We start from the raw sequence: 22094 nt of genomic DNA, 5'->3' as shown, positions 1-22094 counted from the left end.
CTCCTTGTTACGTCAGGCGACCGAGAAGCCGGTAACCTGCATGAGTTGTTGAAGGACCGAAACGCTGGCGGCACCTGCGAGAACAAGGGCCACAGGCATGCGCCAGCGCAGCCCGTTCGATTTGACCAGCCGGTCGAGCAAAATGATGATCGGAAGGAGGACGAGATAGACGACAAGCTTGCAGAGTTCGAGGCCAACAGCGAAGGCTAAAAGAGCTGGAGCATCGATGTCGCCTGCAAAGAGCGCCACCGAGGCCGCCGCCGCAAAGCCATACCCATGGATCAGGCCAACCACAAAAAGCGCTGGCCAGTTCATAACGTGGGGCAGTCTCAAGACGATGGCGATGCCAGCTGCAACGATGGATGACACGATCAGCAACTCGATGGCGGGAATGAACCAGGCGGCTTGCGGCGCGTAGCCATAGAGGCCCGCGGCGAGTGTCACTACATGGCCGACTGTGAACGCGGAGGCCCACAGCAGGGCCTGTCGCCAGCTGATTGCGGCAATAGCAATCAGGAGGATCATCGCAAGGTGGTCAAAGCCCAAATAAATGTGCTCCGCCCCGATCCACGCGATGGAAACGAGGCGCTGCAGCGGCGTCACTACGCCGTCGAATTCGGCGTCCAAGACACCGATCATCGCACGGGTTTCCGTCCCGCTGTCGCGATGCAGTTTCACGACCGTGCCGAACTGCTCCATCACCTGAAAATTCCGTCCCAGATCGGAAGTGATGCGGAGCGGTGATGTCAGACTGCCGTCGGCGATGAGGAACTCGACATCAAGGGTCGTGTCGAAATATGGCAGGAGCGTTGACGGCGCCTCTCTGTCCAAGGTCTTTGACGCGGATTTCGCAGTGCCGAATGTCGGACGGTCCGCATCATGCCAGAGTTTGGTCCGACCGATTGTGGCGCTTTGGTTTGATCCGTCGATCCAGATGGTCAGCCCCTCCGATAAGAGCTGGTGAAGGGCGGCCTCCTCGGTGCGCAATGTCCGCGGGTCGAGCACAATCTGGTCTCCGACGCGCGCGCCGAAGGGCGGCAAACGGTTGTCCGCGGCACCTTGCCAATCTCCGGGCAAGAGCGCGAGAGGCGCAGGCATCCGCATTAGGATCGCCACCTCGCCCGCCTCGGTCTCGATGATATGGACGACGCGGGGATCGGAGTAGCTGAAATGCGCCGCAGCGCGGTCTGGGATCACTTGAAGGCACGCGGCCGAAACAATGACCAGCAGCGCGCAAGCAGATCTGTTTAGAATACGCATGCCTCGCCTCTCTGAGTGGTCTGCCCGGCTAGGGAGAGCCGAGCAGAAGCGCCGTTTCAGGAATCCGACTTCGGATCCCAGAAGCTGCGGTTGTTTTCCCTCTCGTCGATGATGCCGTCCGGCGCGCTGACGATTTCCATCTGCATGCCCCAGGGTGCGAGGAAATAGACCCACTCCATGCCTTCAAGGCCGGTGCCGGTTAACGGGTGGGGCCGCTCAAGAACCTGCACACCGTTCTCGATCAGGTAATCGGTCGCCACATTGATGTCGTCGACATAGAAGGCGATGTGATAGCCCCCGATATCGCTGTTCTTAGGCGGATTGGCGTCCTGGTCCGGCGAGGTATACTGGAACACTTCCAGCGCGGGGCCATTCCCACAGCGCACCATCGTGATAACTTCGATGACAGCACGCGGGTTGACGTTGAGGTTCTTCGTCATCCAGTCATCATCGAAGGGACCAAAAGGCCCGAACGAGAAGAAGGCTTCGCACCCCATGACGTCGACGAGGAAGTCGACCGCCTCATCCACGTTCGGGACCGTGATGCCGATATGTTGGGTGCCGCGCATGCCCGGCAGTTCGGCCTGGGCCGCAAGTGGGATGCTCGCCGCCATAAGAGCAGCGCAAGTCAGCTTCGAGAGTTCTGTGATCATGATGTCCTCCGTGTGTTGGTGAGTGTGTCTGGCCTCCAAGCACGGCCCGACCCGAAGACCGAACCGCGCTCAGGGAGGCCCGGAATCCTATATGTTTTGGGCGTTCATCTCCTGGGCGATGTACTCCGCCTGACGGATGGCAAGCGCCACGATCGTCAGCGTGGGATTGCAGGCCCCCGATGAGGTGAATTGGCTGCCGTCCGAGACAAACAGGTTCGCGATGTCATGGGATTGGCCAAAGGCATTCACGACGCCTTTCGAGGCTTCCGCATGCATCCGGTTTGTCCCCATGTTGTGAGAGGCCGGATAGGCGGGCAGTTCATAGACATCAGTCGCGCCGACGGCCTCATAGATCTGCGCCGAGGTCTCGAACATGTAGTTCGTCATGTTGACGTCGTTGATGTGCGGCGTCTTGGCGACGACAGGTACGGCCAGGCCATATTGATCGACCTCGCTGTCATGCAGCGTCACGCCGTTTTGATCTTGCGCCAGATCTTCGCCCAGCACCCAGACGCCCGACATGTGGTCGTACTGCTCCAGACCCTGCGCGACGCTCTTGCCCCAGCCCGTGTTGCCAGGCTCCATGAAGGCGGCCATGAAGGGTAGCCCGAGCGAGAGAAACTCCAGATAGAACCCGCCGGAGAAGCCCCGCGACGGATCGTGATAGACATCGTCGCCGACGATCCCCGCCACCGAAGTGCCTCGAAACATGTGGACCGGTTCGGGCATCGCGGCATAGACGCCACCGGTGGTGTGCACCATGTAGTTCTTACCGACCTGGCCAGAGGAGTTCGCCAGACCGTCGGGGAACATCGCGGATGCGGAGTTGAGCAAAAGCCGGGGGCTTTCAATCGAGTTGCCCGCCACACAGACCACGCGCGCCTTTTGCAGCTGTTGGTTGCCCTCCGCATCTGCGTAAAGCACACCCGTGACCTTGCCGCTGTCATCGTGTTCGACCTTCAAGGCCATGGCACCCGTCCGGATCTCGCAATACTCCGTGTCTTCGGCTTGCGGCAGCTCGGTGACCATGGTGGACCATTTTGCACCAATGGCGCAGCCCTGCATGCAGAACCCAATTTGCTGACAGGCTGGCCGCCCGTCGCGCTCAATCGAATTAATCGCCATCGGTCCGGAATCGTAGTCCGTACGCCCGGTCCGGCGGCACCCTTCCGCCAACACGCGGAAGCCGTTGTTCCAGGGCAGATGCGGCATGCCAGTGGTCTTGCCGGTGACACCCATCTTGATCTCGGCCTTCTCATAGTAAGGCGTCATCTCCTCCAGGGACACAGGCCAGTCTTCGATGTTGGCGTCGGCAATCTCGCCGTAGGTTGAGCGGGTTTTGAACTCGTACTCCTTGAAGCGCAGCGCGACGCCGGCCCAGTGAACGGTCGAGCCCCCATAGCCCTTTACAATCCAGGCTGGCAGGTTCTGGTGGTTGACCGCACCATGCCATCCCCCTGCAGAATACCGCTTGTCGAGCCAGGAGAGTTTCTGGAACGCCCCCCACTCGTCATTGACCATATCGCTGGAGTCAAAACGCGGACCGGCCTCAAGCACTACCGATTTGATCCCCTTCTGCGCCAGTTCATTTGCGACCGTGCCGCCGCCGGCGCCTGAGCCGACAATGACAACAACGCCTTCGTCATTCAGATCGAATGTAGCCATCTTCTGTGCCCCCTACCCTTTGACCTGCGCCATGCGCTCCTCGAGGGTCGGCCCCTCGGGAACAAACGTGATGTCGGAGAACCCGCGGTCGATGTAGTCACCGTGCTCCACAGACGAGCCCTGATAGCCAAACTTCAGCCAGACATCGGGGTTGTTGTAGATGCCGAAGTAGGCCGCCCAGCGGACGCCCTGGAAGAAGCCTTCATTCTGGAATGTGCGCAGAATTCCCTCGCGCGCGTCATCGTCCGGGATGTCGACATAGCTGCTGCCGAACAGCGCCTGTGCCTGCGCGACGACTTCACCCAAACCGGCTTTCAATGCGGTTGCATTCGCTTCGTCAGCATCTGCGCCGGCGCTCACACCGTCAGCGATGGCCTGATAAACGTCGATACTCAAGCGCCCGTTCACGCGCTTGATTGATCGTGACGATATCCGCACCCCCCAAACCAAAGTCCGTCCGCAGCGGCGCGCCCTTCTTGTTCTTCTGGCCCTTGACCACCACCCGCAGAACCCAGCGCCGCGCACCAGACGGATCGACCACAAGGTAAAGGCCGTTCCCGTCGCCATGCCGCCCGGGGCCAAGGTTTTCGACCAGTTTCTTTGTCAGCTTGCCGGACAGGGCCATTCCTAAAATACCACATTCTCTACCACTCAAGGAAAGAATATAGACACCATCGAAAGAAACTCAAGGAAATGATGAAACAGCGCAACCGCTTATCAAACAAAGAAAAAGCCGCCCAAGGTAGCACATCTAAATTCGGGAAAACGTGGTAGTGGCGGAGCGACAGGGATTCGAACCCTGGAGACGGTCTCCCGCCTACACACTTTCCAGGCGTGCGCCTTCGACCACTCGGCCACCGCTCCGTTGCGGCGGTGTAGCGCGCCTGCAACCGGATGCGCAAGGGGCAAAATCGTTAATCATGCGATCCCCGATTTAACCGTCGAGGTGCAGATAGACGCGCCGGTTCATGCGTCCCTTTTTCTCGGTCTTGCCGAGCCTCACCGCACCGATCTCGCCCAGGCGCGCCACATGCGTGCCGCCGCAAGGTTGCAGATCCAGTGGCGTTGCTTCGTCCCCAATCCGAATGAGCCGGATACGCCCGGCACCGCGCGGCGGCTGCACGGACATGGTTTTGACAAGATCAGGTTGCGCATCCAACTCCGCTTCCGTGATCCAGCTTTCGCAAACCCGCGCATCGGTGGCCACCATGTCGTTGAGCGTCTTTTCAACCGCGTCCTTGTCGTCGAGCGGATCGGCCATGTTGAAATCAAGCCGCCCATGCTGCGCGCTGATGGCACCACCGGTCACACCGAAGGGGATCGCCACAGATAACAGGTGCAGCGCAGTATGCACGCGCATGTGACGGTGCCGCCGGTCCCAATCCAACCTCTGGGCAATCTCTTGCCCAATCGCGGGCAAGACCTCGGCGTCCGCGGGCACCAGCACGATCGTGTCGGCAGGGCCCTTGACAGTGGTCGCGACGGTCAAGGCGTGATCCTGCCATGTCAGAATGCCGCTATCGCCGGGCTGTCCGCCACCCGCTGGATAGAACACCGTGCGGTCCAGCACGATACCGCCCTCCTCGGTGTGACCTACCACCGATGCTGCAGCTTCCTGCGCATAAGCGTCTTCGCGAAACAGCATCTGCGTCATGACTTGGCGTCTTTCAGTGTTTCGGGATTACGCAGCCAAACGTCCCGCTGGGCGAATGGTATCTCGATATCCTCGTCGCTGAACCGTTTCGCAATGGCGTGGTTGATGTCATTCTTCACGGCCATGATCCAGTTCACATCCCGCAGGATCACCCGGATTTCGAACTCCAGTGAATCCGCGCCGAAGTTGTTGAACAGGATCAGCGGCGGCGGGTTGCGCAGCACCATGGGCTGGTCCTCGGCAATCTCGCGCAAGATCCCCTCGACCCGCCGTGTATCGGTGCCATAGGCCACACCGACAGATACAATCAAGCGACCGACCTTGTTGCCGCGCGTGTAGTTGGTGACCGTGCCCGAGACGAGGTCGGCGTTGGGGACGATGACATCGGTGCGGTCAAAGGTTTCGATCCGCGTGGAGCGCACGGAGATATCGCGCACGTAGCCCATCTGGCCGCCCACTTCGATCCAATCGCCTTCCGATATCGGGCGTTCGATCAGCAGGATGATACCTGAGACAAAATTCGACACGATGGTCTGCAAGCCAAAGCCGATGCCCACGGATAAAGCACCGGCAACGATGGCCAGCGACGAAAGATCAATGCCTGCGCCGGTGATCGCCAGGATCGCGGCCAAAAAGATACCGACGTATCCCAGGCCCGATACAATCGCGTTCTGCCCGCCGATATCGATCTTGGTCTTGGGCAGAACATTGACGCGCAGGGTGCTTTGTACCAGTCGGGTAACGGAATATCCGGCAACGAAGATGACCGCAAAGGTCAGGAAGTCACCGGGTGAAATACGCGTGTTGCCGAGCTGGAAACCGCGGCTGAACGTGGCCCAGACCTCGGTGAGATCGGCCACGCGCGCGCCCCAGGCCAGTGCCAGCAAGGGCAAGGAGGCGACCACCAATGCAAACCCCACCAGCACTGGGACAAGGGCGTCGCGCGCACCGTCGCCCTCGCCCGTGATCAAGCCGTAGACGTCCGCCGAAAACCGCTGGAGCGTGAGCACAAAGCCCAGGATCAACAGGCTGACCAAGGTCGGATAGAGCAAGGCGTTGCCCGCCTCGGCATAACCCACGGCGGCCATAAGGGGCGACACCACGGAAACAACGATGAGCGCGGTGCCCAACAGCCTGACAACCCGCGCGAGGCCAGTACCGCGGGGAGCGGTCTCGGCGTCCGGGTCGCTGTCCACCGACCAGCCGCGCAAGAGATTGCCAATGGAGGCCAGCGTCATCCCGATCAGCACCACGATGGGAAAGGTCAAAACCGCATCTGTAGCCGCATCCACCTCGGTGAAGCCAAGGAAAAGCTCAAAGACACCGCGTGATACAAAGAGGATGGACAGGATCAGCATGTAGAACCGCGCGGCGGTCCGCTTGCTGGGCGCGAGCGGGATCAGCGCCTCCTCGTCGATCTTTGAAAACAGCCGCTCGGCGAGCCAGCGAAACCCCAGGAGGACGAAACCAAAGGCAGGCAAAGCCTCCAGAATTTGGTCGATCCGGGTGCCCATCAAACCGGTCAGCCGCAGCGCATGGGTCAGGATCAGCAAACCGGTCAGCGGCAGGAAAATCCGCAGGAGGGAGACCAGAAAGCGCCAGACGCCAGAGCCACGCCCCCCCCAGCGGCGCAGGGTGTTCAGGGCCATGCCCGCCCAGGCGCGACCGCGAATGATCAGGGCCAGCGCCAGCGCCAGCAGGAACAGCACAAGCGGCGCGTTGCCTTTGAGCTGCCCCATCTGTGCCGCGTCGGTGATGCTGGCGGTTTCCTGACCGACGGCACCCAGAATGCCGAACAGATCCTCAATGGCTTTTGGCCAATGTATGGGATTGAGCGGCGATGGACCCAGCGACAGCAATCGGTCCGCCTGCCGCTCGCGGATGATGGTATCGATCTCGCGGATCAGGCCATCAGCACGGCGAAACGCTTCCTCTGACACGCGCACCGGCGCCTGAAGCATTTCGAGCTGTTCTTCCAACTGCGCGCGGCGCGAGCTGATATCGGTGGGTTCATCACCTGTTTCGGGAACAGGTCCCAGGGCATCTATTTGCCCGCGCAGCGTGGCAATACGTTCGGCATTGATCCTGGTGCCTGCGGTAAAGTCAGCCCGGTATTCGGCGATTTCAGCGCGCAGGCGTTCAAAGCGCTCATTGCTGGCAACATTCCGGTCAATCGCGGCTTCGGCCAATGAGGCGACCTCATCCCAGGTCTGCAGGTTTTGCGCGATATCTGCGCTCGCCGCATCCTGGGCAAAGCTCCCCTGCCCCCAGAGGACCCCGAGCCAGATCAGAACAATCGCAAAGGCGCGCAACAGCCGGGTCATACGTCTTCGAATACGCCGGGAATGCTTGCCGGGGGCCGCTCGATCCATCCCGGTGTGGGCAGACCTTTTTCTCGCAGGAATTCGGGATTGAACAGCTTGGATTGATAGCGGGTGCCAAAGTCGCACAGAATGGTGACAATCGTGTGCCCCGGCCCCAGGTCGCGTGCCAGTCGTATCGCCCCCGCGATATTGATGCCGGACGACCCACCGAGGCATAGCCCTTCGTGTTCTAGCAGATCAAAGACGATTGGCAGTGCTTCGGCGTCATGGATGTTGTAGCTGAAATCCGGGGTAAAGCCTTCGAGGTTCTTGGTAATTCGGATCTGACCGATCCCTTCGTTGATTGATGACCCTTCGGACATCGCCAGCTCGCCCTTGGTGTAAAAATTGTGAAGCGATGCGCCATCTGGATCCGCCAGGCCGATCTTGACGCCCTTGGGTTTCAAGGCTTCCGACACCCCCGCCAGGGTCCCGCCCGAGCCCACTGCACAGATGAAGCCATCGACCTTGCCGCCGGTCTGTTCCCAAATTTCCGGCCCGGTGGTTTCGACATGCGCCCGTCGGTTGGCCACGTTGTCGAATTGATTGGCCCAGATCACGCCCTCATTGGTGGTCCGTGCAAGCTCAGTGGCCAGACGCTCGGAATAGCGCACGAAGTTGTTGGGGTTGCGATACGGCGCGGCAGGCACTTGCACCAGTTCCGCACCGGCAAGGCGCAGCATGTCCTTTTTCTCCTGGCTCTGCGTCTCGGGGATCACGATCACCGTCTTGAAACCCATGGAGGCCCCAACCAGCGCCAGACCGATACCGGTGTTGCCAGCCGTGCCCTCAACGATGGTGCCGCCGGGTTTCAACAGCCCCTTTTCCACCGCGTCCTTGATGATGAAAAGTGCTGCGCGATCCTTGACGGATTGGCCCGGGTTCATGAACTCGGCCTTGCCCAGAATTTCGCATCCCGTGGCGTCACTCGCCTGCTTCAATCGGATCAGCGGTGTATTTCCAATGGCCCCGGCCAGATCGCTTGCAACTTGCATGCACGTGCCCCCTTTTAGATGCGTCCTCCACACCTAGCGGTGCACTGGCGGGACCTCAAGAGGCGGCGCGCAAACCGGCGCGATGTCTGGCCAGCCAATAGGCCATCAGAACCAGCGGCGCATTGGCGATCAACTGGTTGTCGCAGAGCCGCATCAATTCATCGAAATCCATCAGATGGGAGCGGATGTCCTCATCTTCATCTGCCAGCCCGCCAACGCCCGTGATGTCATCGGGCAGATCGGCAAGACCTACGTAGATGTAGTAAAACTCCGTCGAATTTCCCGGGGAGCAATAGCATTCCGCCACCTCGTGCAAGGCGCCCAATTCTACGCCGGCTTCTTCCACGGCTTCGCGCCGCGCGGCGGTCTGTGCGGGTTCGCCCGGATCGAGACGGCCCGCGATCGGCTCTAGATGCCAGAGCGATTTGTCACCTCGCGCCAGTGGGCCGACCCGCATCTGTTCGATGAGCAAAACCCTGTCGCGCACCGGATCGTAGGGCAGCACCAATGCAGCATCCGCAGCGATGAAGACTGCCCGCAGCATTTTCTCCGACATCGTGCCGTCAAATCGCTGATGTCGTAGCCTGAGCTCATCCACTGCGAAGTAGCGCGCATATTTCCGGGTCCGCTCTGCCATGTCGATGCGCCCGTGCAGCATGTCCGCGCTGTGACGGCTTTGCGCGGCATTGACCTGTGACCAGGCGCGCGCCCGGATCATCGGAAACATCGTCGCAATCTCGCCGGGTGATTTTTGGCCCATGTAGCTCATGACCTCCTGCGCGGCGATCACGCTGATTGCGCCCCAATCGCGTGCCCAGTCGTCAAGCGACCAGGGTCCCTGCGGCGTCCAAAGGTTTTCTTGGGGCATATAGGTCCGCGCGGCACGTCCATCCTGTAGCGTGACATCGACAAGATCATAGCCAAACGCGCTTTCGTAGTAATCCAAACGCGCCAGATCGGCCTCCGTGATCCCTTCTGCCAAGAGGCCCGCGCCTTCGCCACCCCCTATGGGCAGAATCATGGGGAACGGGCCTTCTGCAGCCGCCTTTATGGCATAGCCGGGTAAAATGGCCGGGGTCAGTTCGATATGTGCAACCTCTCCCAGCACGGCTTGCAGAAGCGCCGGGTGACGCAGTGTTCCAAAGAAAAACAAGGGTTTCATGACGCGTGCTTACGCGTCAGCGCCACGTCCGCCAAGCGTATTCCGTGGCCAGTCCGGACAAAAGTCCGCCCGCAAACAGCGAGAAGATCACAAGCGGGTTGAGCATCACCAGACCATATTCCGCCATGAACTTGAAAATCGCCAGAAGTGCGTCGAAGGCGCCATTGTACCAATTGGCCATGGCCCGGTCGAACATCTGGTAGCTGGAGTGAATGAAGAGACACCAGAGCACCAGCATCAGCACCCCACCAAAGCCGTTGTTGATTGCGGCCGTCACCCCCCGCCCGGCACGTTTGCCCATGACGGTCCAGCCGACAAAGATACCGATGCAGGCGTTCACATAGATGAAATAGCCGAAATTCGTGCTTTCAGGCATCAGCGGCATGAAAACCACCGACACGACATATCCCACACAACAGATGCAAAGGGCGGCGATCAGCCGGGCTGCGTCAGGCATCTGGTCTTACCTCTCAGGCTACGACCTAGCCAGGCCGCTTCACAGTGATTTGCGTGACATCGCAGTTCGCACTATCGAATGTCGCCGCGCATGAGGTCAGGTAAAAATTCCACATCCGACGAAAGCGTTCATCGAAGCCAAGGTTGCTCACCTGATCCCATTTCTCGTTGAACGTATCGTGCCATCGGCGCAAAGTTATGGAATAACTGTGGCCAAATTCGACAGATCGCTCAACGCCCAGACCTGCGTTTTTCACCTGATCCCGCAGCGCCGTGGGGCTGGGCAGCATGCCACCGGGAAAGATGTATTTCTGGATGAAATCGACCCCGCGCCGGTACACGCTCCACCGCCGATCCGCGACGGTGATGATCTGCAACGTCGCCATTTTACCGGGCTTCAGGCGTTCGCGTACGACATCGAAATAGGCGGGCCAGTATTTTTCACCCACGGCCTCGAACATCTCGATGCTGGCGATGCCATCATAGAGCCCCTTTTCGTCGCGATAGTCCTGTAGCTTGAAATTTACATGATCAGAAAGTCCAGCTTTTTCAATGCGTTCCCGCGCGTACTTAAACTGCTCTTCTGAAATGGTAAGCCCGGTCACCTTTAAGCCGCGCTCCTTGGCGGCATATTCCGCAAAGCCCCCCCAACCGCAGCCGATCTCAAGGATGTGATCCCCCGGCTGCGCGCCCATTTCATCCACCATTGATTTGTATTTGGCGATCTGTGCTTTCTCGGTGCTCTCCTGCCCGGTGCGGAACATCGCAGAGGAATAGGTCATGGTGTCATCCAGCCACAAACCGTAGAACTCATTGCCCAGATCATAGTGATAACTGATGTTTTTGCGTGCCTGGTTTTTATGGTTCCGCTGCAGCCAGAACCTAAATTTTTCATAATTGCGCACCAGAATCATGCCGGGGAAGCCATCGTAGATGTCTTCGTTGTCCGCATGCACCAGATCCATGAAAGCCTGCAGATCCGGCGTTGACCACCATTCATCCAGATAGGCGTCACAGAACCCAAGATCACCCTCGCGGATCAGACGTGCAAAGAGGTCGTCATTGTGGATGACCAGTTCCGCAATCGGGCCGGGGTTCTGCCCCTCTGCGCGGAACCGGCGGCCATCCGGCACGACAAAATCAACCCGGCCGTTGTTCATCTGCTGCGCCATGGCAAACACCCGCGTGAAGTATCGCGGCAGGTTGTGTTGGCCATCGGTTGTGGTCAGGATCATATGCATTCCGCTTGTAGTGAAGGTCGGGCGTTAACCCAATGTTAGGGGACACGCAAACGCGCGATCAAGGGTTTCAGAAGCCTTTGTTTTCATAGGCATTCAGTGCGACTTTTCTGCCCTCATCCGCGGCTACTACCGGGGCGGGAAAGGCGTCTTTCGGGGTCATCTTCCAGCTTAGCGGGATGGCGTCGAAATAGGAAAGCGCCTGCGCGCTGGGACGGGATCGGCCTTCGGCAATCCAGCGGCTGACGTAGTCTCGGTTCTTGTCAAATTTATCGAGTTGCGTGACCGGGTTGAACACGCGGAAATAGGGCGTTGCATCCGGTCCGGAACCTGCGGACCACTGCCAGCCCATGGCGTTGCTGGCCGGGTCCCAATCGACCAAACAGTCTTCGAACCAATCCATGCCGATCTGCCAATGGGTCAGCAGGTGTTTGGTCAGGTAGCTGGCCACGATCATACGCCCGCGATTGTGCATCGTGCCGGTGACATACATTTCGCGCATCGCGGCATCGACAAACTGGATGCCGGTGCGCCCTTGCTTCCAGGCCATGACGGCGGGGGCATTCGGATCCCGGTGCCAGGGAAAGGCATCCCAGGCTTCTTTCCAGTTTCCCGTCAGCAGATGCGGCGTGTGGTGCATCAGATGGTAGGCGAACTCGCGCCAGACCAACTCCTTGAGAAAGGTCTCGGCGCCCGTCTTACCCTCCTGCCGCGCCCGCTGTCCGGCGTGCCAGCATTGGTGCGGGCTGATCTCTCCGAGGCTGAGGTTTTGCGACAGGCCGGAGGTGCCATCGACGCCGGGCAAATCGCGTGTTGTATCATAGCCATCGACGATCCGGTCCACAAACATCGCCAGTCGGGTTTGTGCGGCCTGCTCACCCAACCGCACATGTGGGCGGACAATCTCCGCCCCGCGATCCATCGCCCTGCCCATCTGCCAATCAGAAAGCGTGTCACTCTCTGGCCAGTTGGATGGCACGGGTAGGGTTGCGGGCGCCGGCAGGGGTGGTTCGACCTCGCGCGTCCTCACCATATTCCAGAACGGCGTATAGACCTTGTAAAAGCCGCCGGTTTTGGTCTCGACCGTCCAGGGTTCGAACATCAGGTGGCCGCCGAAGGACCTGGCCTCGACCCCCTGCTCTTTCAACACGGATTTCACGCCGGTGTCGCGCGCAACGGCAGCCGGATCATAGAGCCTCGACCAATAAACCGCGCTGGCGCCGGTTTCGCGCATGAGGTTTTGCAGGTGTTCCAGCGCATCGCCGCGGCGCAGGATCAGGCGGCTACCCTTTGCGCGCAGGCTCTTGTCAAAAGCTTCCAGCCCCAGCCCCAGCCGCCATTTCGGCGCGGCCCCCAGAGCCTCTACTGTATCATCATGGATGAACACCGGGATCACCGGTCGCCCGGTCGCGCAGGCCGCGTTCAGGGCCGGATGATCGCTCAGCCGCAGGTCACGGCGAAACCAGACAAGAATGGGAGATGAACTCACGCAGTGCGGCCTTCACGTTTCATATTGAGGGCTACGCAAGCCAGCGGGCTTTGGATCACCGTCAAGGATCATAACTCTGCGTCAAGTGCGCCCAACAGCTGATCTATTTCATGCGGCGCCGTGTAATGGGTGAAGCTGAGCCGCAGCACGCCCGCCGTTTCATCCACGCCCATCGCGTTCAGCACCCGGCCCGCGTAGAAATCCCCGCCACCTGCCATGATGCCGTGCGAAGACAGCTTAGCGGCAACCTCTTCGCCGGGCCGGTTCAGCGCCAGCGCCACCGTGGGAGCCCGGTTGCCTGCGTCCGCAGGCCCGATCAGGCGTACGGAGTTTCTTGCCGTCACTGCCTCCAGCAACGGGGCCAGCAGCTCTTTTTCATGGGCGCGCATCAGATCATGCACGGCCTGCCCCCGTGCGCTTGGGTCTGCGTCCTGGTCAAAATGATGCGCATAAAGCGCGTCGATGTAATCCGCCATGCCTGCACAGGCCGCGACTTGTGCATGATCCGGCCCCGCGGGGGTGAACCGTTTATAGAGGCTGTCACCGTTGAAGTGATGCCCCTGATTGGGCAGCAGGTTTCCCAAAGTCCGTCGCATCACCATGATGCCCTGGTGCGGCCCATAGGTTTTATAGGCGGAAAACAGATAGATGTCCGGGCCCAGACGCCCCACATCGGGCAACCCATGCGGCGCATAAGAGACCCCGTCCACACAGGTGAACGCGCCCGCGGCGTGGGCCAGCGCAGTGATTTCCGTGACCGGGTTGATCTCCCCCACAACATTGGAGCAATGCGGGAAACAGACCAACCGTACGCTATCGTCCAGCAGGTCTTCGAGGTCTTCGGGATTCAGGTGCCCGGTCTCCGGATCCACCTGCCATTCGCGAATGTCCAGACCCCGCGCGGCGAGCCTGCGCCAGGGTCCGGAGTTTGCCTCGTGGTCCTGATTGGTCACCACGATGGCCTCGCCGGGCGCCATCATCTCGGCAAAGGCCTGCGCCAGCACGTAAGCGTTCTGCGTCGTGGAGGGACCAAAGCTCAACTCATCACTCTCGACGCCCAGGATGGCCGCCAGCCGTTGCCGGGCTTCGTCCATTTCCGCGCCCCCCAAACGGCTGGCGGGATAAGGCGCGTAGGGTTGCACTTTGCGCTCATGGTAGAACCGAGTGAGGCGGTCGATCACCGGCGCGCAGGTATAGGACCCCCCCGCGTTTTCAAAGAATGCCTGCCCCTGCAGGGAGGCGGTTTCAAAGGCGGGGAATTGGCCGCGCACGAAGTCAATATCTAGTTTCATGGCCGCAAGGTCCCCTGACGCGCAGGACAGGTCAAGAACTCAATCTGCCTCGACGCCGCGTCAACCACCGTCAAAAGGCGTCGTTTATTCGCATTTTGTGTCGCGCCCCGGCCACTCAAACCCCAGGACCGTTGTCACACTCGTATAACGGGTGGCTGACCACCCGCCACCAAATGACCGGCGACTGGGAGGCAATGGGCACGTTTGGAACGCCCCCCAATGCCACGGTCAGACACAAATGACGGCCCGCCAAGATGGCCGCGTTTCAACAGAGGAACCCTGGAATGTCTGTAAAACCACCGTTTACGGATCTTGAGATCAATACTCAGGATGCCGGTTTCTATGAAGGCTATAGCCTTCCCATCGCGCTGATCTCGAAAGTCAGCATGGTGCTTTTGGTCCTCTGGGCCCTGGTCTTTCCGGCGGGTGCCGGGGCGATGCTCTCTTCGATCAACAGCGCGCTGCTGCTGTCTTTCAACACCTTCTATATTCTGTCGGTTGGCGTTTTTGCATTTTTCCTGATCATCATTGCCTTGATCCCATCCACCGGCAGCCGCGTGCTCGGACCTCAGGGGCAAAAACCGGAGTTCACCAATTTCTCTTGGTTTTCGATGATGTTCGGCGCCGGTCTCGGCGTCGGTCTGATGACTTTTGCGACGGCTGAGCCGCTGGGCCTTTGGGGCTCCAACCCCATCGTCGTTGCTGGCGAGGTGACAGGCAATACGCCTGAGGCATTGAAATCAACCTTTCGCTACACCTTCCTGCACTACGGGTTTCACGCCTGGGCGATCTATGTGGTGACGGGTCTCAGCCTCGCCTATTACGCTTACACACGTGGCATGCCGCTGACGATCCGCTCTGCGCTGACCCCGTTGATCGGGCGTTTCGCCAATGGATTTTTCGGCCATATCATCGATGTTCTGGGCGTGGTGGCCACAATCCTCGGCGTCTCGGTGACCATCGGTTATGGCGTCAGCCAATTGGTTGACGGGGTCTATTCGATCACCGGCATGGAATGGATGATGGACAGCACTGGCGACACACCCGTTCCCGCCAAGGCAGGCCTGATCGCAGCCCTCGTGGTGATCATGGGCATGTCGATCATCTCAGCGGTATCCGGCGTCGGGCGGGGGGTGAAATACCTCTCCAACCTCAATCTGGTACTCTCCCTGATCCTGCTGCTGACCTTTGTGATCTTCGGCTCTTTTCTCTTTGCGCTGACCACCTATGCGACGGCCCTGGTCGACTACCTTCTGGCCTTCGTGAACCTCAGTTTTGAAGCCTACACCCCGCTCAGCGAAACAGCCTTCGCCACAGCGGCACCTGCCACGGTGCAGGCGCTGCCCGCCGAGGAACTGGGGGCGGTCTATAGTGCCGCAACCGATCCCTGGGGCTCGCTTGAGGGCTTCACCGGCGGTCTGGAAGGGGCTGCAGCAGCCCTGCCCGCGGCCGACCTCGAAGCCGCCTACGATACCGGCGCCCAGGGTCGACTCTTTGGCTGGCAGGCTGGGTGGACGACCTTCTACTGGGCCTGGTGGATTGCCTTTTCGCCCTTCGTGGGCCTGTTCCTTGCGCGGATTTCCAAGGGCCGCACGGTGCGGGAATTCGTGCTGGGCGCAGTGATCGCGCCAGCATTGGTGTGTTTTGCCTGGATGACCATCCTTGGGGGCACCGCGATCGATCTGGAGATCAACGGGGCCGCAGAAGGAGCCATCATCGGAGCCTCCAACTCGGCAAAGCTGTTTGTGACGCTGGAAAACATGCTCTCGGGCGGCTTTCTGCAGGGGATCATCATCATGTGCGTAGTGCTGATCATGACTTTCCTCGTGACCTCCGCGGACTCGGGCATCCTGGTGATGAATACGATCATGTCCGGTGGTGCCGAAGAAACCGGCGTCAAGCATCGCATCATCTGGGGCGTTATCCTGACACTGGTGATCGGTACTTTGCTGCTGGCGGGTGGCGGTGGCCTTGGCGCGCTGCAAAACGCGATGATAATAGGGGCGCTGCCCTTTACCATGGTCATGGTGCTGATGGTGGCCGCGCTGATCAAGGCGCTCTTCAACGACGGACGCCGCGACAAAGCCGGGGATGCCTCGGAGGCCGAAGCGCAGCCTGCAGAGTAAGATCTGCTCAAGAAGCGGCACAGGGCGCCTGTATCTTCGGGCGCCCTTTTTTACTTACCGCCCTGCCCGCTAGCCTCGGCGGTTTAATCCTGTTGCTGAAGTCGGTGGAGCGCGAATTCAGGTCGAAAGAGCAGATCGCACCTGGCGTCAAGATCGGCGCAACGGGGTCAGATCAGCGCCTCACCATCGGCAAAGACCTGCATCCACTGCTTGATCTCTACCCGATCCCTCAGACCGGTCGGCCAGAACGGATCAGCATGCACCAGCGCCCATGCGGCGTCAGTGCTTTCCACATCGACCAGCCAGAGCCCGCTTTTGATCTGCCCGTCTTGCTCTTTCAGCGGGCCTGCGGCGTGGATCTGGTCCTTATGATCACCCAGAAACGCCAGATGCGCCGCCATATACCGTGCGCGCAGGTCGGGTTCTGCGGTTTCGTTGTCATGGAAATGAACAATAAAGAGCATCGCTGCCTCCTGGATATCGCGGGCAGTATCGATCTGCGGATATGCATTTACAATTCGGATGAATGCAGTAGATACCTGCAAACATGCAGTCCCTGCCCTGGAATGATCTTCGAATTCTACTTGCGCTCGCCCGCGCGCAATCCCTCTCAGGCGCTGCGACGCTTCTGGGCGTCAACGCCACCACCGTGTCGCGCAGGCTCAAGATGTTGGAAGACGGGGCCGGTGTCGCCCTGCTGATACGGGACCGGGATGGCACGGTTGGCCTTACCGAAAGCGGGCAGACGCTGGCAAATCACGCCGATGCGATGGAACGCCACGCGATTCAGGCGGAGGCTGCACTGGGTCAAGATACGATTCTCAGCGGCACGGTCAGACTGACGGCGTCCCCATTTTTACTCAACCGGTTTGTCATTCCTCGCCTTTCGGGTTTCACCACAGCCCACCCCGCCCTTCAGGTCAGCCTTGTGCCGGACAACCGCAACCTCAGCCTCACGCGTCGAGAGGTTGATCTGGCGATCCGGTTTGGCAAGCCCAAAGAGGGCGGCGACGCGGTGCTCGCGCAGCGGCTGGGTCGGGTGATTTTTTCCGCCTTTACGGCGACAGGGTTCGCAGATGTGCCAACGGGCGACCGTCCCTGGCTGGGCTACGAATCCATCGCGCGGCATTTGCCGCAGGCGTCCTGGACCGAAATGCTGGCTAAGGCTTCAGGTGGCAGGCTCTCCAGCCTGCTCATGCACGATCTTGAGGCCGCCTATGAAACCACCCTTCACATGCCTGTTCGTTCGGTGCTGCCCGATGCGGTTGCGCGCAACGCGCCGCAGCTGGAAAGGCTTGAAGATCAGCTGGCACAGGAGATGTATCGCGATGTCTGGTTGATGCGGCACCGTGATACGCGCGGCATGCCGCGTATGGAGGCCACGGTCGATTGGCTGACCCAAACGAGCCTGTTTGAATAGGGCTCGCTGATCTCAGCGCAGAGAGATACTGTCCAAAAAAACCTGATCTGACGGCTTCTCTTGCACTCAGCGACCGGATTGCCACACGGCACCGAATACCCTCTAGTGCAACCGCAGATATCTGGCTATTGATCCAGCTATGCGCATGTCTCTGCCCTTTCTTGCAAGTGTTCTAACCAAGCTTGTCTTGGTCTTTGCATTGGTTTCAGTTGGGTTCGCGCATACCTTTGGCCGCGCCACGCTGTCGCCGGAACTTGCGGAATATGTTGCCGCAGGCGGATCGCTCGCCGACATTTGCGGTGAAATCGATGGACAGGGTCCGATGATGCCCACCGATTGTGAAGCCTGCCGCATCGTCGACAACCTCGCGCTGCCGCATCATGGCAGCCTCGCAACCTTGGCCGTTCTAGCAGAGACCCGAACGCTGGCCTTCGTCTCGAAACGCCTGCGCCAAAGCCAGGGCCTCGATCCGGCCCGATTGACCCGCGCGCCCCCTCAAGCCTGATCTGACAAAATCACAGTTCAAATGCGACCCTCCCGTCCCAGAGACGGGTTACTGGCTTGGAGACCCCAAACATGACATTCCCTACCGATGCGCTGCCCGATGGCACCGCAAACAAACTCTACTTCGCCGCCTGGCGCTGGCATTTCTACGCTGGCCTGTTCGTCATCCCCTTTCTGACCATCCTGGCGTTCACCGGCATGATGATGCTTTGGATTGCCTGGTTGGACGGGCGTGATGGCGAACGCACGGCGGTTGTGCCACAAGACAGCCCCACCCCGGTTTCGCAACAGGCGGACGCTGCGGTGGCCGTCGTGCCCGAAGGCGTTCTGAAGCAATACGTCGCCCCGCGCACGCATGATGTCGCCGCATTGTTCCGCGTCGACAGCCAGGGGGACGCGATAATGGTCGCGGTCGATCCGTTTACCGCCCAGGTGATCGAGACCTTTCCCCGTCGCGCCGGCTGGTATGACTTTTTTGACGGCATCCACAGCGACCTGATGCTCGGCGTCACTGGGGACCGGTTCCTGGAAACCGCCGCATCGCTGACGCTGGTGCTGATTGCCACCGGTCTTTACATGTGGTGGCCGCGCGGCACGGGCTGGCGCGCAGCCCTTTTGCCCACCCTTGCGCGCGGACGGTCGCTGTGGAAATCCCTGCACGGGGTTGTAGGCATCTGGATCTCGGTCATTTTGGTGTTCTTCCTTGTGTCCGGCCTTGCTTGGGCCGGAATATGGGGAGGCAAAATGGTCCAGGCCTGGAGTCAGTTCCCGGCTGAGAAATGGGATGCCGTGCCGCTTTCCGACGACACGCATGCCAATATGAACCACGCCCGGCGCGAGGTACCTTGGGCGCTGGAGCTAACGCCAATGCCCGCCTCGGGCAGCGACGCGGGCGTTGCCGGGATCACCGGCGCCGTGGTTACGATCGACAGCGTCGATGCCCTGGCCCGCGCGCTCGGGTTTGACGCGCGGTATCAGATGAACCTGCCGAGCGGAGATACCGGTGTCTGGACGCTGAGCCGCGATTCAATGAGCACCGACAGCACCGATCCGATGTCGGATCGCACCGTGCATGTGGATCAACACAGCGGGAACATCCTGGCCGATGTGCGCTACGAAGATTATTCGCTTGCGGGCAAGGCGATGGCTGTGGGCATTGCGCTGCATATGGGGACGCTGGGGTTGTGGAGCGTGCTGGCAAACACGCTGGTGTGCCTCTCCGTGCTGTTTCTCTGCGTCTCTTCTGTGGTCATGTGGTGGAAGCGGCGCCCCGCCAGGGCTGGCCGTTTGGCAGCCCCGCCGATGCCCAAGGAGATGCCCGTCTGGCAGGGCGCGGTTCTCGTGGGTCTTGGGGTGTCGATGGCTTTCCCGATGGCCGGGCTGGCGCTCTTGACCACCCTCGCGGTTGACATATTCATCTTGTCAAAGCTGCCGAAGCTCCGCCATAGCTTGACGTAAATGCGGCGGCGCAGCGTGCCCATGCGCTGCGCCGCGATCTTTTTATTGAATATCCGTACTCCCTAAGAGGGGCAGATTTTGCGCGATAGCGCACACCGCGTTCCAGAGCATCGGTGCGCCGTCTCACGCTGCTCAACGGCAACACACGATATCGCATCCCGTAAGCGCGCTGCCGACCGTCTCAGGCGTTCACATCAACGACGACGCGGCCCTTGATCTGCCCTTTCAGGATATCGCCGCCAAGCTTCGGCAGGTCGTCCAGCGTCGCGGGCATCACCATTGCCTCAAGCTTGTCCATCGGCAGATCAGACGCGATCCGCTGCCAGGCGCGGACACGGTTTTCATAGGGTTGCATCACGGAATCGATGCCCAGCAGGTTCACACCCCGCAGCAGGAATGGAATGACGGTTGCAGGCAGCCCCGCCCCCCCGGCAAGACCAACAGCCGCAACAGACGCGCCGTATTTCATCTGCCCCAGAACACGGGCCAGCATGGCGCCGCCAACGGCGTCCACACAGCCGGCCCAGGTTTCCGCCTCTAGCGGGCGTTTGACGGTCTCGTTGATCTCTTCCCGCACGACAATCTGGCTGGCGCCAAGAGAGTTCAGATAATCTGCCGTCTCCGGCCGCCCGGTGACACCGGCCACCTCATGCCCCAGTGCCGCTAGCAACGCCACTGCAACCGACCCAACACCACCGGCAGCGCCGGTCACAAGCACCGGACCATCGCCGGGTTTCAACCCGTGATCCTCCAACGCCATGACCGACAGCATCGCCGTGAACCCCGCAGTGCCCACCGCCATGGCCGCACGCGTGTCCAGCCCCTCGGGCAACGGCACCAGCCAATCCGCCTTGACCCGCGCCTTTTGCGCATAGCCCCCCCAATGCATCTCGCCCACGCGCCACCCGGTCAGCACCACTTTGTCGCCCGGTTTGTAGCGGTCATCATCCGACGCCTCGACCGTGCCTGCAAAATCGATCCCCGGCACATGCGGATAATTACGCACCAAACCGCCGCCGGGGCCAATGCACAGCCCGTCCTTGTAGTTCACCGTGGAAAACTCGACCGCAACGGTCACATCACCCGCAGGCAATTGCGCAACCGTCATCTCCTCGACTGCAGCAGACGTTTTGCCGCTTTCCTCATCCTTGTTCACCACAAGTGCCTTGAACATCACGTCTCCATTCCGGGGGCTGTCCCCTGTTTCTTCTGGCTCAAAATATCCCCGCCGGAGGCTCCGACGGTCCCGCAAAGGCTACGCCCAGAACCCGGGCTGTACGGTCGCCACGCGCATGCCATCCGGTGTCTCAACTTCCAGTTTCGTGCCGCTGTCCCAATGGGTCATCCGCACCATACCGATGGCGACATTGGTGGCAAAATCCGGGCTCCAGATCGCGGAAGTGATCTGACCCACGCGGCGCCCACCCCCGTAAAGCGGCCAGATCCGATCGCAAAGCGGCACCGCGTCACCCTCAATGGCAATCGCCTGAACCTGCTGCACCGGGCCCTCCTTGGCCACCCTCAGCAGCGCGTCCCGACCAATACAGCCAATCGCCGTTTGCGTGTCGCAGAACCGCCCCAGGCCGCATTCATGCGGAGTGTTGTCGTCGGTCATGTCGTTGCCATAAGACAGCAATCCGCCCTCGATCCTCTCGATGGCATTGGGGCAGCCTGCACGGACATTCAGATCTTCACCAGCGCGAAAAAGCGCATGCCAAAGCGGCATCGCCAGATCGCTGCCCTCAACGTAGATCTCAAACCCGCCCTGCTTGGAATACCCTGACCGCGCAACCACCAGTTCGCGGCCTTCGAACTCGAAAAGACCAAAGCGGAAAAACCGCACGTCGCGAATGGTCTCGCCAAAGATGCGCGCCATCAGATCTTCGGCCTTGGGGCCTTGCACGGCAAGTGGCGAGACATCGGGCTCGTCGATCAGCACATCGAGCCGGTAGCCATTCGCGATCCCCTTGACCCAGAGCAGCAAATCGCTGTCGGCAATCGAGATCCACCAACGGTCTTCGGCAAGCTTTACCGCCACCGGATCGTTCAGCATACCGCCGGTTTCATCAACAATGGGCACGTAGAAACAGCGCCCGGGCAGCATGCTACGCAGGTCGCGCGGCGTCAGCATCTGCATCAGCCGTGCCGCATCGGGCCCGCGCAACTCCACCTGCCGTTCCACCGAGACATCCCACACCTGCACATGATTTTTCAGGTGGTGATAATCCGCCTCCACGCTCTCGAACATCGTCGGCAAAAGCATGTGATTGTAAACCGTGTAGGCTTTGACACCGGCAGCCTCCACACCTTGGGAAAACGGCGTGCGGCGCAGCCTGCGCGAATGAGAAATCAGCGCCAT

20 protein-coding genes and 1 tRNA gene are annotated in these 22094 nt (G+C 60.3%); 4 read left to right on the top strand and 17 right to left on the bottom strand.

From position 1 onward, the window contains the following. Nucleotides 1-12 precede the first annotated feature (12 nt). The 14 genes from Q1A63_RS21365 to Q1A63_RS21300 all read right to left on the bottom strand — a co-directional run bounded on the left by Q1A63_RS21365 (nt 13) and on the right by Q1A63_RS21300 (nt 14227). The gene (locus Q1A63_RS21365; protein ID WP_299632453.1) at nt 13-1260 is read right to left on the bottom strand and encodes a HupE/UreJ family protein; all 1248 of its coding nucleotides are present in this window, start codon (nt 1258-1260) and stop codon (nt 13-15) included. Between the two features lie 56 nt (nt 1261-1316). Next, nucleotides 1317-1913 (bottom strand): VOC family protein, encoded by a 597-nt coding sequence (locus Q1A63_RS21360; protein ID WP_299632452.1) that lies wholly within the window; start codon nt 1911-1913, stop codon nt 1317-1319. An 87-nt stretch (nt 1914-2000) separates the two neighbouring features. Continuing rightward, complete coding sequence (locus Q1A63_RS21355; RefSeq protein WP_299632451.1) at nt 2001-3578, bottom strand: GMC family oxidoreductase; 1578 nt, start codon at nt 3576-3578, stop codon at nt 2001-2003. Nucleotides 3579-3590: 12 nt separating this feature from the next. After that, the gene (locus Q1A63_RS21350; protein ID WP_298975539.1) at nt 3591-3974 is read right to left on the bottom strand and encodes a hypothetical protein; all 384 of its coding nucleotides are present in this window, start codon (nt 3972-3974) and stop codon (nt 3591-3593) included. Then, nucleotides 3943-4203, bottom strand: a complete 261-nt coding sequence (locus Q1A63_RS21345) for an Arm DNA-binding domain-containing protein (protein ID WP_299632450.1) — start codon at nt 4201-4203, stop codon at nt 3943-3945. Before Q1A63_RS21345 ends, Q1A63_RS21350 begins: the two co-directional genes overlap by 32 nt. Before the next feature lie 149 nt (nt 4204-4352). Further along, nucleotides 4353-4442: transfer RNA gene (locus Q1A63_RS21340), tRNA-Ser, on the bottom strand. A 70-nt stretch (nt 4443-4512) separates the two neighbouring features. Continuing rightward, nucleotides 4513-5232, bottom strand: a complete 720-nt coding sequence (locus Q1A63_RS21335) for an alanyl-tRNA editing protein (RefSeq protein WP_298975541.1) — start codon at nt 5230-5232, stop codon at nt 4513-4515. Next, nucleotides 5229-7556, bottom strand: coding sequence for a DUF3772 domain-containing protein (locus tag Q1A63_RS21330; RefSeq protein ID WP_298975542.1), 2328 nt, complete (start codon nt 7554-7556; stop codon nt 5229-5231). Before Q1A63_RS21330 ends, Q1A63_RS21335 begins: the two co-directional genes overlap by 4 nt. Beyond that, on the bottom strand, nt 7553-8590 hold the full coding sequence (locus tag Q1A63_RS21325; RefSeq protein ID WP_298975543.1) for a cysteine synthase A: 1038 nt from the start codon (nt 8588-8590) through the stop codon (nt 7553-7555). Before Q1A63_RS21325 ends, Q1A63_RS21330 begins: the two co-directional genes overlap by 4 nt. 55 nt (nt 8591-8645) lie before the next feature. Beyond that, on the bottom strand, nt 8646-9752 hold the full coding sequence (locus Q1A63_RS21320; protein WP_298975544.1) for an NUDIX domain-containing protein: 1107 nt from the start codon (nt 9750-9752) through the stop codon (nt 8646-8648). A 16-nt stretch (nt 9753-9768) separates the two neighbouring features. Next, complete coding sequence (locus Q1A63_RS21315; protein WP_298975545.1) at nt 9769-10209, bottom strand: TrgA family protein; 441 nt, start codon at nt 10207-10209, stop codon at nt 9769-9771. Nucleotides 10210-10234: 25 nt separating this feature from the next. Then, complete coding sequence (locus tag Q1A63_RS21310; RefSeq protein ID WP_298975546.1) at nt 10235-11443, bottom strand: cyclopropane-fatty-acyl-phospholipid synthase family protein; 1209 nt, start codon at nt 11441-11443, stop codon at nt 10235-10237. A gap of 73 nt (nt 11444-11516) precedes the next feature. Next, nucleotides 11517-12935 carry a deoxyribodipyrimidine photo-lyase gene (locus Q1A63_RS21305; protein WP_299632449.1) on the bottom strand — a complete coding sequence of 473 codons (1419 nt, stop codon included), beginning with the start codon at nt 12933-12935 and terminating at the stop codon, nt 11517-11519. A gap of 68 nt (nt 12936-13003) precedes the next feature. Then, nucleotides 13004-14227 carry an aminotransferase class V-fold PLP-dependent enzyme gene (locus tag Q1A63_RS21300; RefSeq protein ID WP_299632448.1) on the bottom strand — a complete coding sequence of 408 codons (1224 nt, stop codon included), beginning with the start codon at nt 14225-14227 and terminating at the stop codon, nt 13004-13006. Between the two features lie 284 nt (nt 14228-14511). Here Q1A63_RS21300 and Q1A63_RS21295 point away from each other — a divergent pair, with 284 nt between their 5' ends. After that, the gene (locus Q1A63_RS21295) at nt 14512-16353 is read left to right on the top strand and encodes a BCCT family transporter (RefSeq protein WP_299632447.1); all 1842 of its coding nucleotides are present in this window, start codon (nt 14512-14514) and stop codon (nt 16351-16353) included. A 167-nt stretch (nt 16354-16520) separates the two neighbouring features. Here Q1A63_RS21295 and Q1A63_RS21290 read toward each other — a convergent pair whose 3' ends face one another. After that, on the bottom strand, nt 16521-16817 hold the full coding sequence (locus Q1A63_RS21290) for a YciI family protein (protein ID WP_298975552.1): 297 nt from the start codon (nt 16815-16817) through the stop codon (nt 16521-16523). Nucleotides 16818-16900: 83 nt separating this feature from the next. On the opposite strand from Q1A63_RS21290, the gene Q1A63_RS21285 reads away from it, so the two are divergent. The 3 genes from Q1A63_RS21285 (at nt 16901) to Q1A63_RS21275 (ending at nt 19735) form a co-directional block, all read left to right on the top strand. After that, nucleotides 16901-17773 (top strand): LysR family transcriptional regulator, encoded by an 873-nt coding sequence (locus Q1A63_RS21285; RefSeq protein WP_298975553.1) that lies wholly within the window; start codon nt 16901-16903, stop codon nt 17771-17773. A gap of 145 nt (nt 17774-17918) precedes the next feature. Next, on the top strand, nt 17919-18278 hold the full coding sequence (locus Q1A63_RS21280) for a hypothetical protein (RefSeq protein WP_298975555.1): 360 nt from the start codon (nt 17919-17921) through the stop codon (nt 18276-18278). A gap of 71 nt (nt 18279-18349) precedes the next feature. Beyond that, nucleotides 18350-19735, top strand: a complete 1386-nt coding sequence (locus tag Q1A63_RS21275) for a PepSY domain-containing protein (protein WP_298975556.1) — start codon at nt 18350-18352, stop codon at nt 19733-19735. Between the two features lie 181 nt (nt 19736-19916). Here Q1A63_RS21275 and acuI read toward each other — a convergent pair whose 3' ends face one another. Further along, nucleotides 19917-20909 carry an acryloyl-CoA reductase gene (gene acuI, locus Q1A63_RS21270; RefSeq protein ID WP_298975557.1) on the bottom strand — a complete coding sequence of 331 codons (993 nt, stop codon included), beginning with the start codon at nt 20907-20909 and terminating at the stop codon, nt 19917-19919. An 81-nt stretch (nt 20910-20990) separates the two neighbouring features. After that, on the bottom strand, nt 20991-22094 hold the full coding sequence (locus Q1A63_RS21265) for a dimethylsulfoniopropionate demethylase (protein ID WP_299409299.1): 1104 nt from the start codon (nt 22092-22094) through the stop codon (nt 20991-20993).

This window comes from uncultured Roseobacter sp. (genome assembly GCF_947499265.1).
GTDB lineage: Bacteria > Pseudomonadota > Alphaproteobacteria > Rhodobacterales > Rhodobacteraceae > Roseobacter.
Note: the sequence above shows the minus strand (reverse complement) of the source record. Positions and strands in the feature narration are given on the sequence as shown.

Excerpts from the sequence above, each read along its gene's own strand:
- Q1A63_RS21330 (WP_298975542.1), bottom strand. The coding sequence starts at position 7,556 with ATGACCCGGCTGTTGCGCGCCTTTGCGATTGTTCTGATCTGGCTCGGG.
- Q1A63_RS21310 (WP_298975546.1), bottom strand. The coding sequence starts at position 11,443 with ATGATCCTGACCACAACCGATGGCCAACACAACCTGCCGCGATACTTC.
- Q1A63_RS21345 (WP_299632450.1), bottom strand. The coding sequence starts at position 4,203 with ATGGCCCTGTCCGGCAAGCTGACAAAGAAACTGGTCGAAAACCTTGGC.
- Q1A63_RS21360 (WP_299632452.1), bottom strand. The coding sequence starts at position 1,913 with ATGATCACAGAACTCTCGAAGCTGACTTGCGCTGCTCTTATGGCGGCG.
- Q1A63_RS21275 (WP_298975556.1), top strand. The coding sequence starts at position 18,350 with ATGACATTCCCTACCGATGCGCTGCCCGATGGCACCGCAAACAAACTC.
- Q1A63_RS21280 (WP_298975555.1), top strand. The coding sequence starts at position 17,919 with ATGTCTCTGCCCTTTCTTGCAAGTGTTCTAACCAAGCTTGTCTTGGTC.
- Q1A63_RS21285 (WP_298975553.1), top strand. The coding sequence starts at position 16,901 with ATGCAGTCCCTGCCCTGGAATGATCTTCGAATTCTACTTGCGCTCGCC.
- Q1A63_RS21300 (WP_299632448.1), bottom strand. The coding sequence starts at position 14,227 with ATGAAACTAGATATTGACTTCGTGCGCGGCCAATTCCCCGCCTTTGAA.
- Q1A63_RS21355 (WP_299632451.1), bottom strand. The coding sequence starts at position 3,578 with ATGGCTACATTCGATCTGAATGACGAAGGCGTTGTTGTCATTGTCGGC.
- acuI (WP_298975557.1), bottom strand. The coding sequence starts at position 20,909 with ATGTTCAAGGCACTTGTGGTGAACAAGGATGAGGAAAGCGGCAAAACG.
- Q1A63_RS21315 (WP_298975545.1), bottom strand. The coding sequence starts at position 10,209 with ATGCCTGACGCAGCCCGGCTGATCGCCGCCCTTTGCATCTGTTGTGTG.
- Q1A63_RS21335 (WP_298975541.1), bottom strand. The coding sequence starts at position 5,232 with ATGACGCAGATGCTGTTTCGCGAAGACGCTTATGCGCAGGAAGCTGCA.
- Q1A63_RS21290 (WP_298975552.1), bottom strand. The coding sequence starts at position 16,817 with ATGCTCTTTATTGTTCATTTCCATGACAACGAAACCGCAGAACCCGAC.
- Q1A63_RS21265 (WP_299409299.1), bottom strand. The coding sequence starts at position 22,094 with ATGGCGCTGATTTCTCATTCGCGCAGGCTGCGCCGCACGCCGTTTTCC.
- Q1A63_RS21295 (WP_299632447.1), top strand. The coding sequence starts at position 14,512 with ATGTCTGTAAAACCACCGTTTACGGATCTTGAGATCAATACTCAGGAT.
- Q1A63_RS21325 (WP_298975543.1), bottom strand. The coding sequence starts at position 8,590 with ATGCAAGTTGCAAGCGATCTGGCCGGGGCCATTGGAAATACACCGCTG.
- Q1A63_RS21320 (WP_298975544.1), bottom strand. The coding sequence starts at position 9,752 with ATGAAACCCTTGTTTTTCTTTGGAACACTGCGTCACCCGGCGCTTCTG.
- Q1A63_RS21365 (WP_299632453.1), bottom strand. The coding sequence starts at position 1,260 with ATGCGTATTCTAAACAGATCTGCTTGCGCGCTGCTGGTCATTGTTTCG.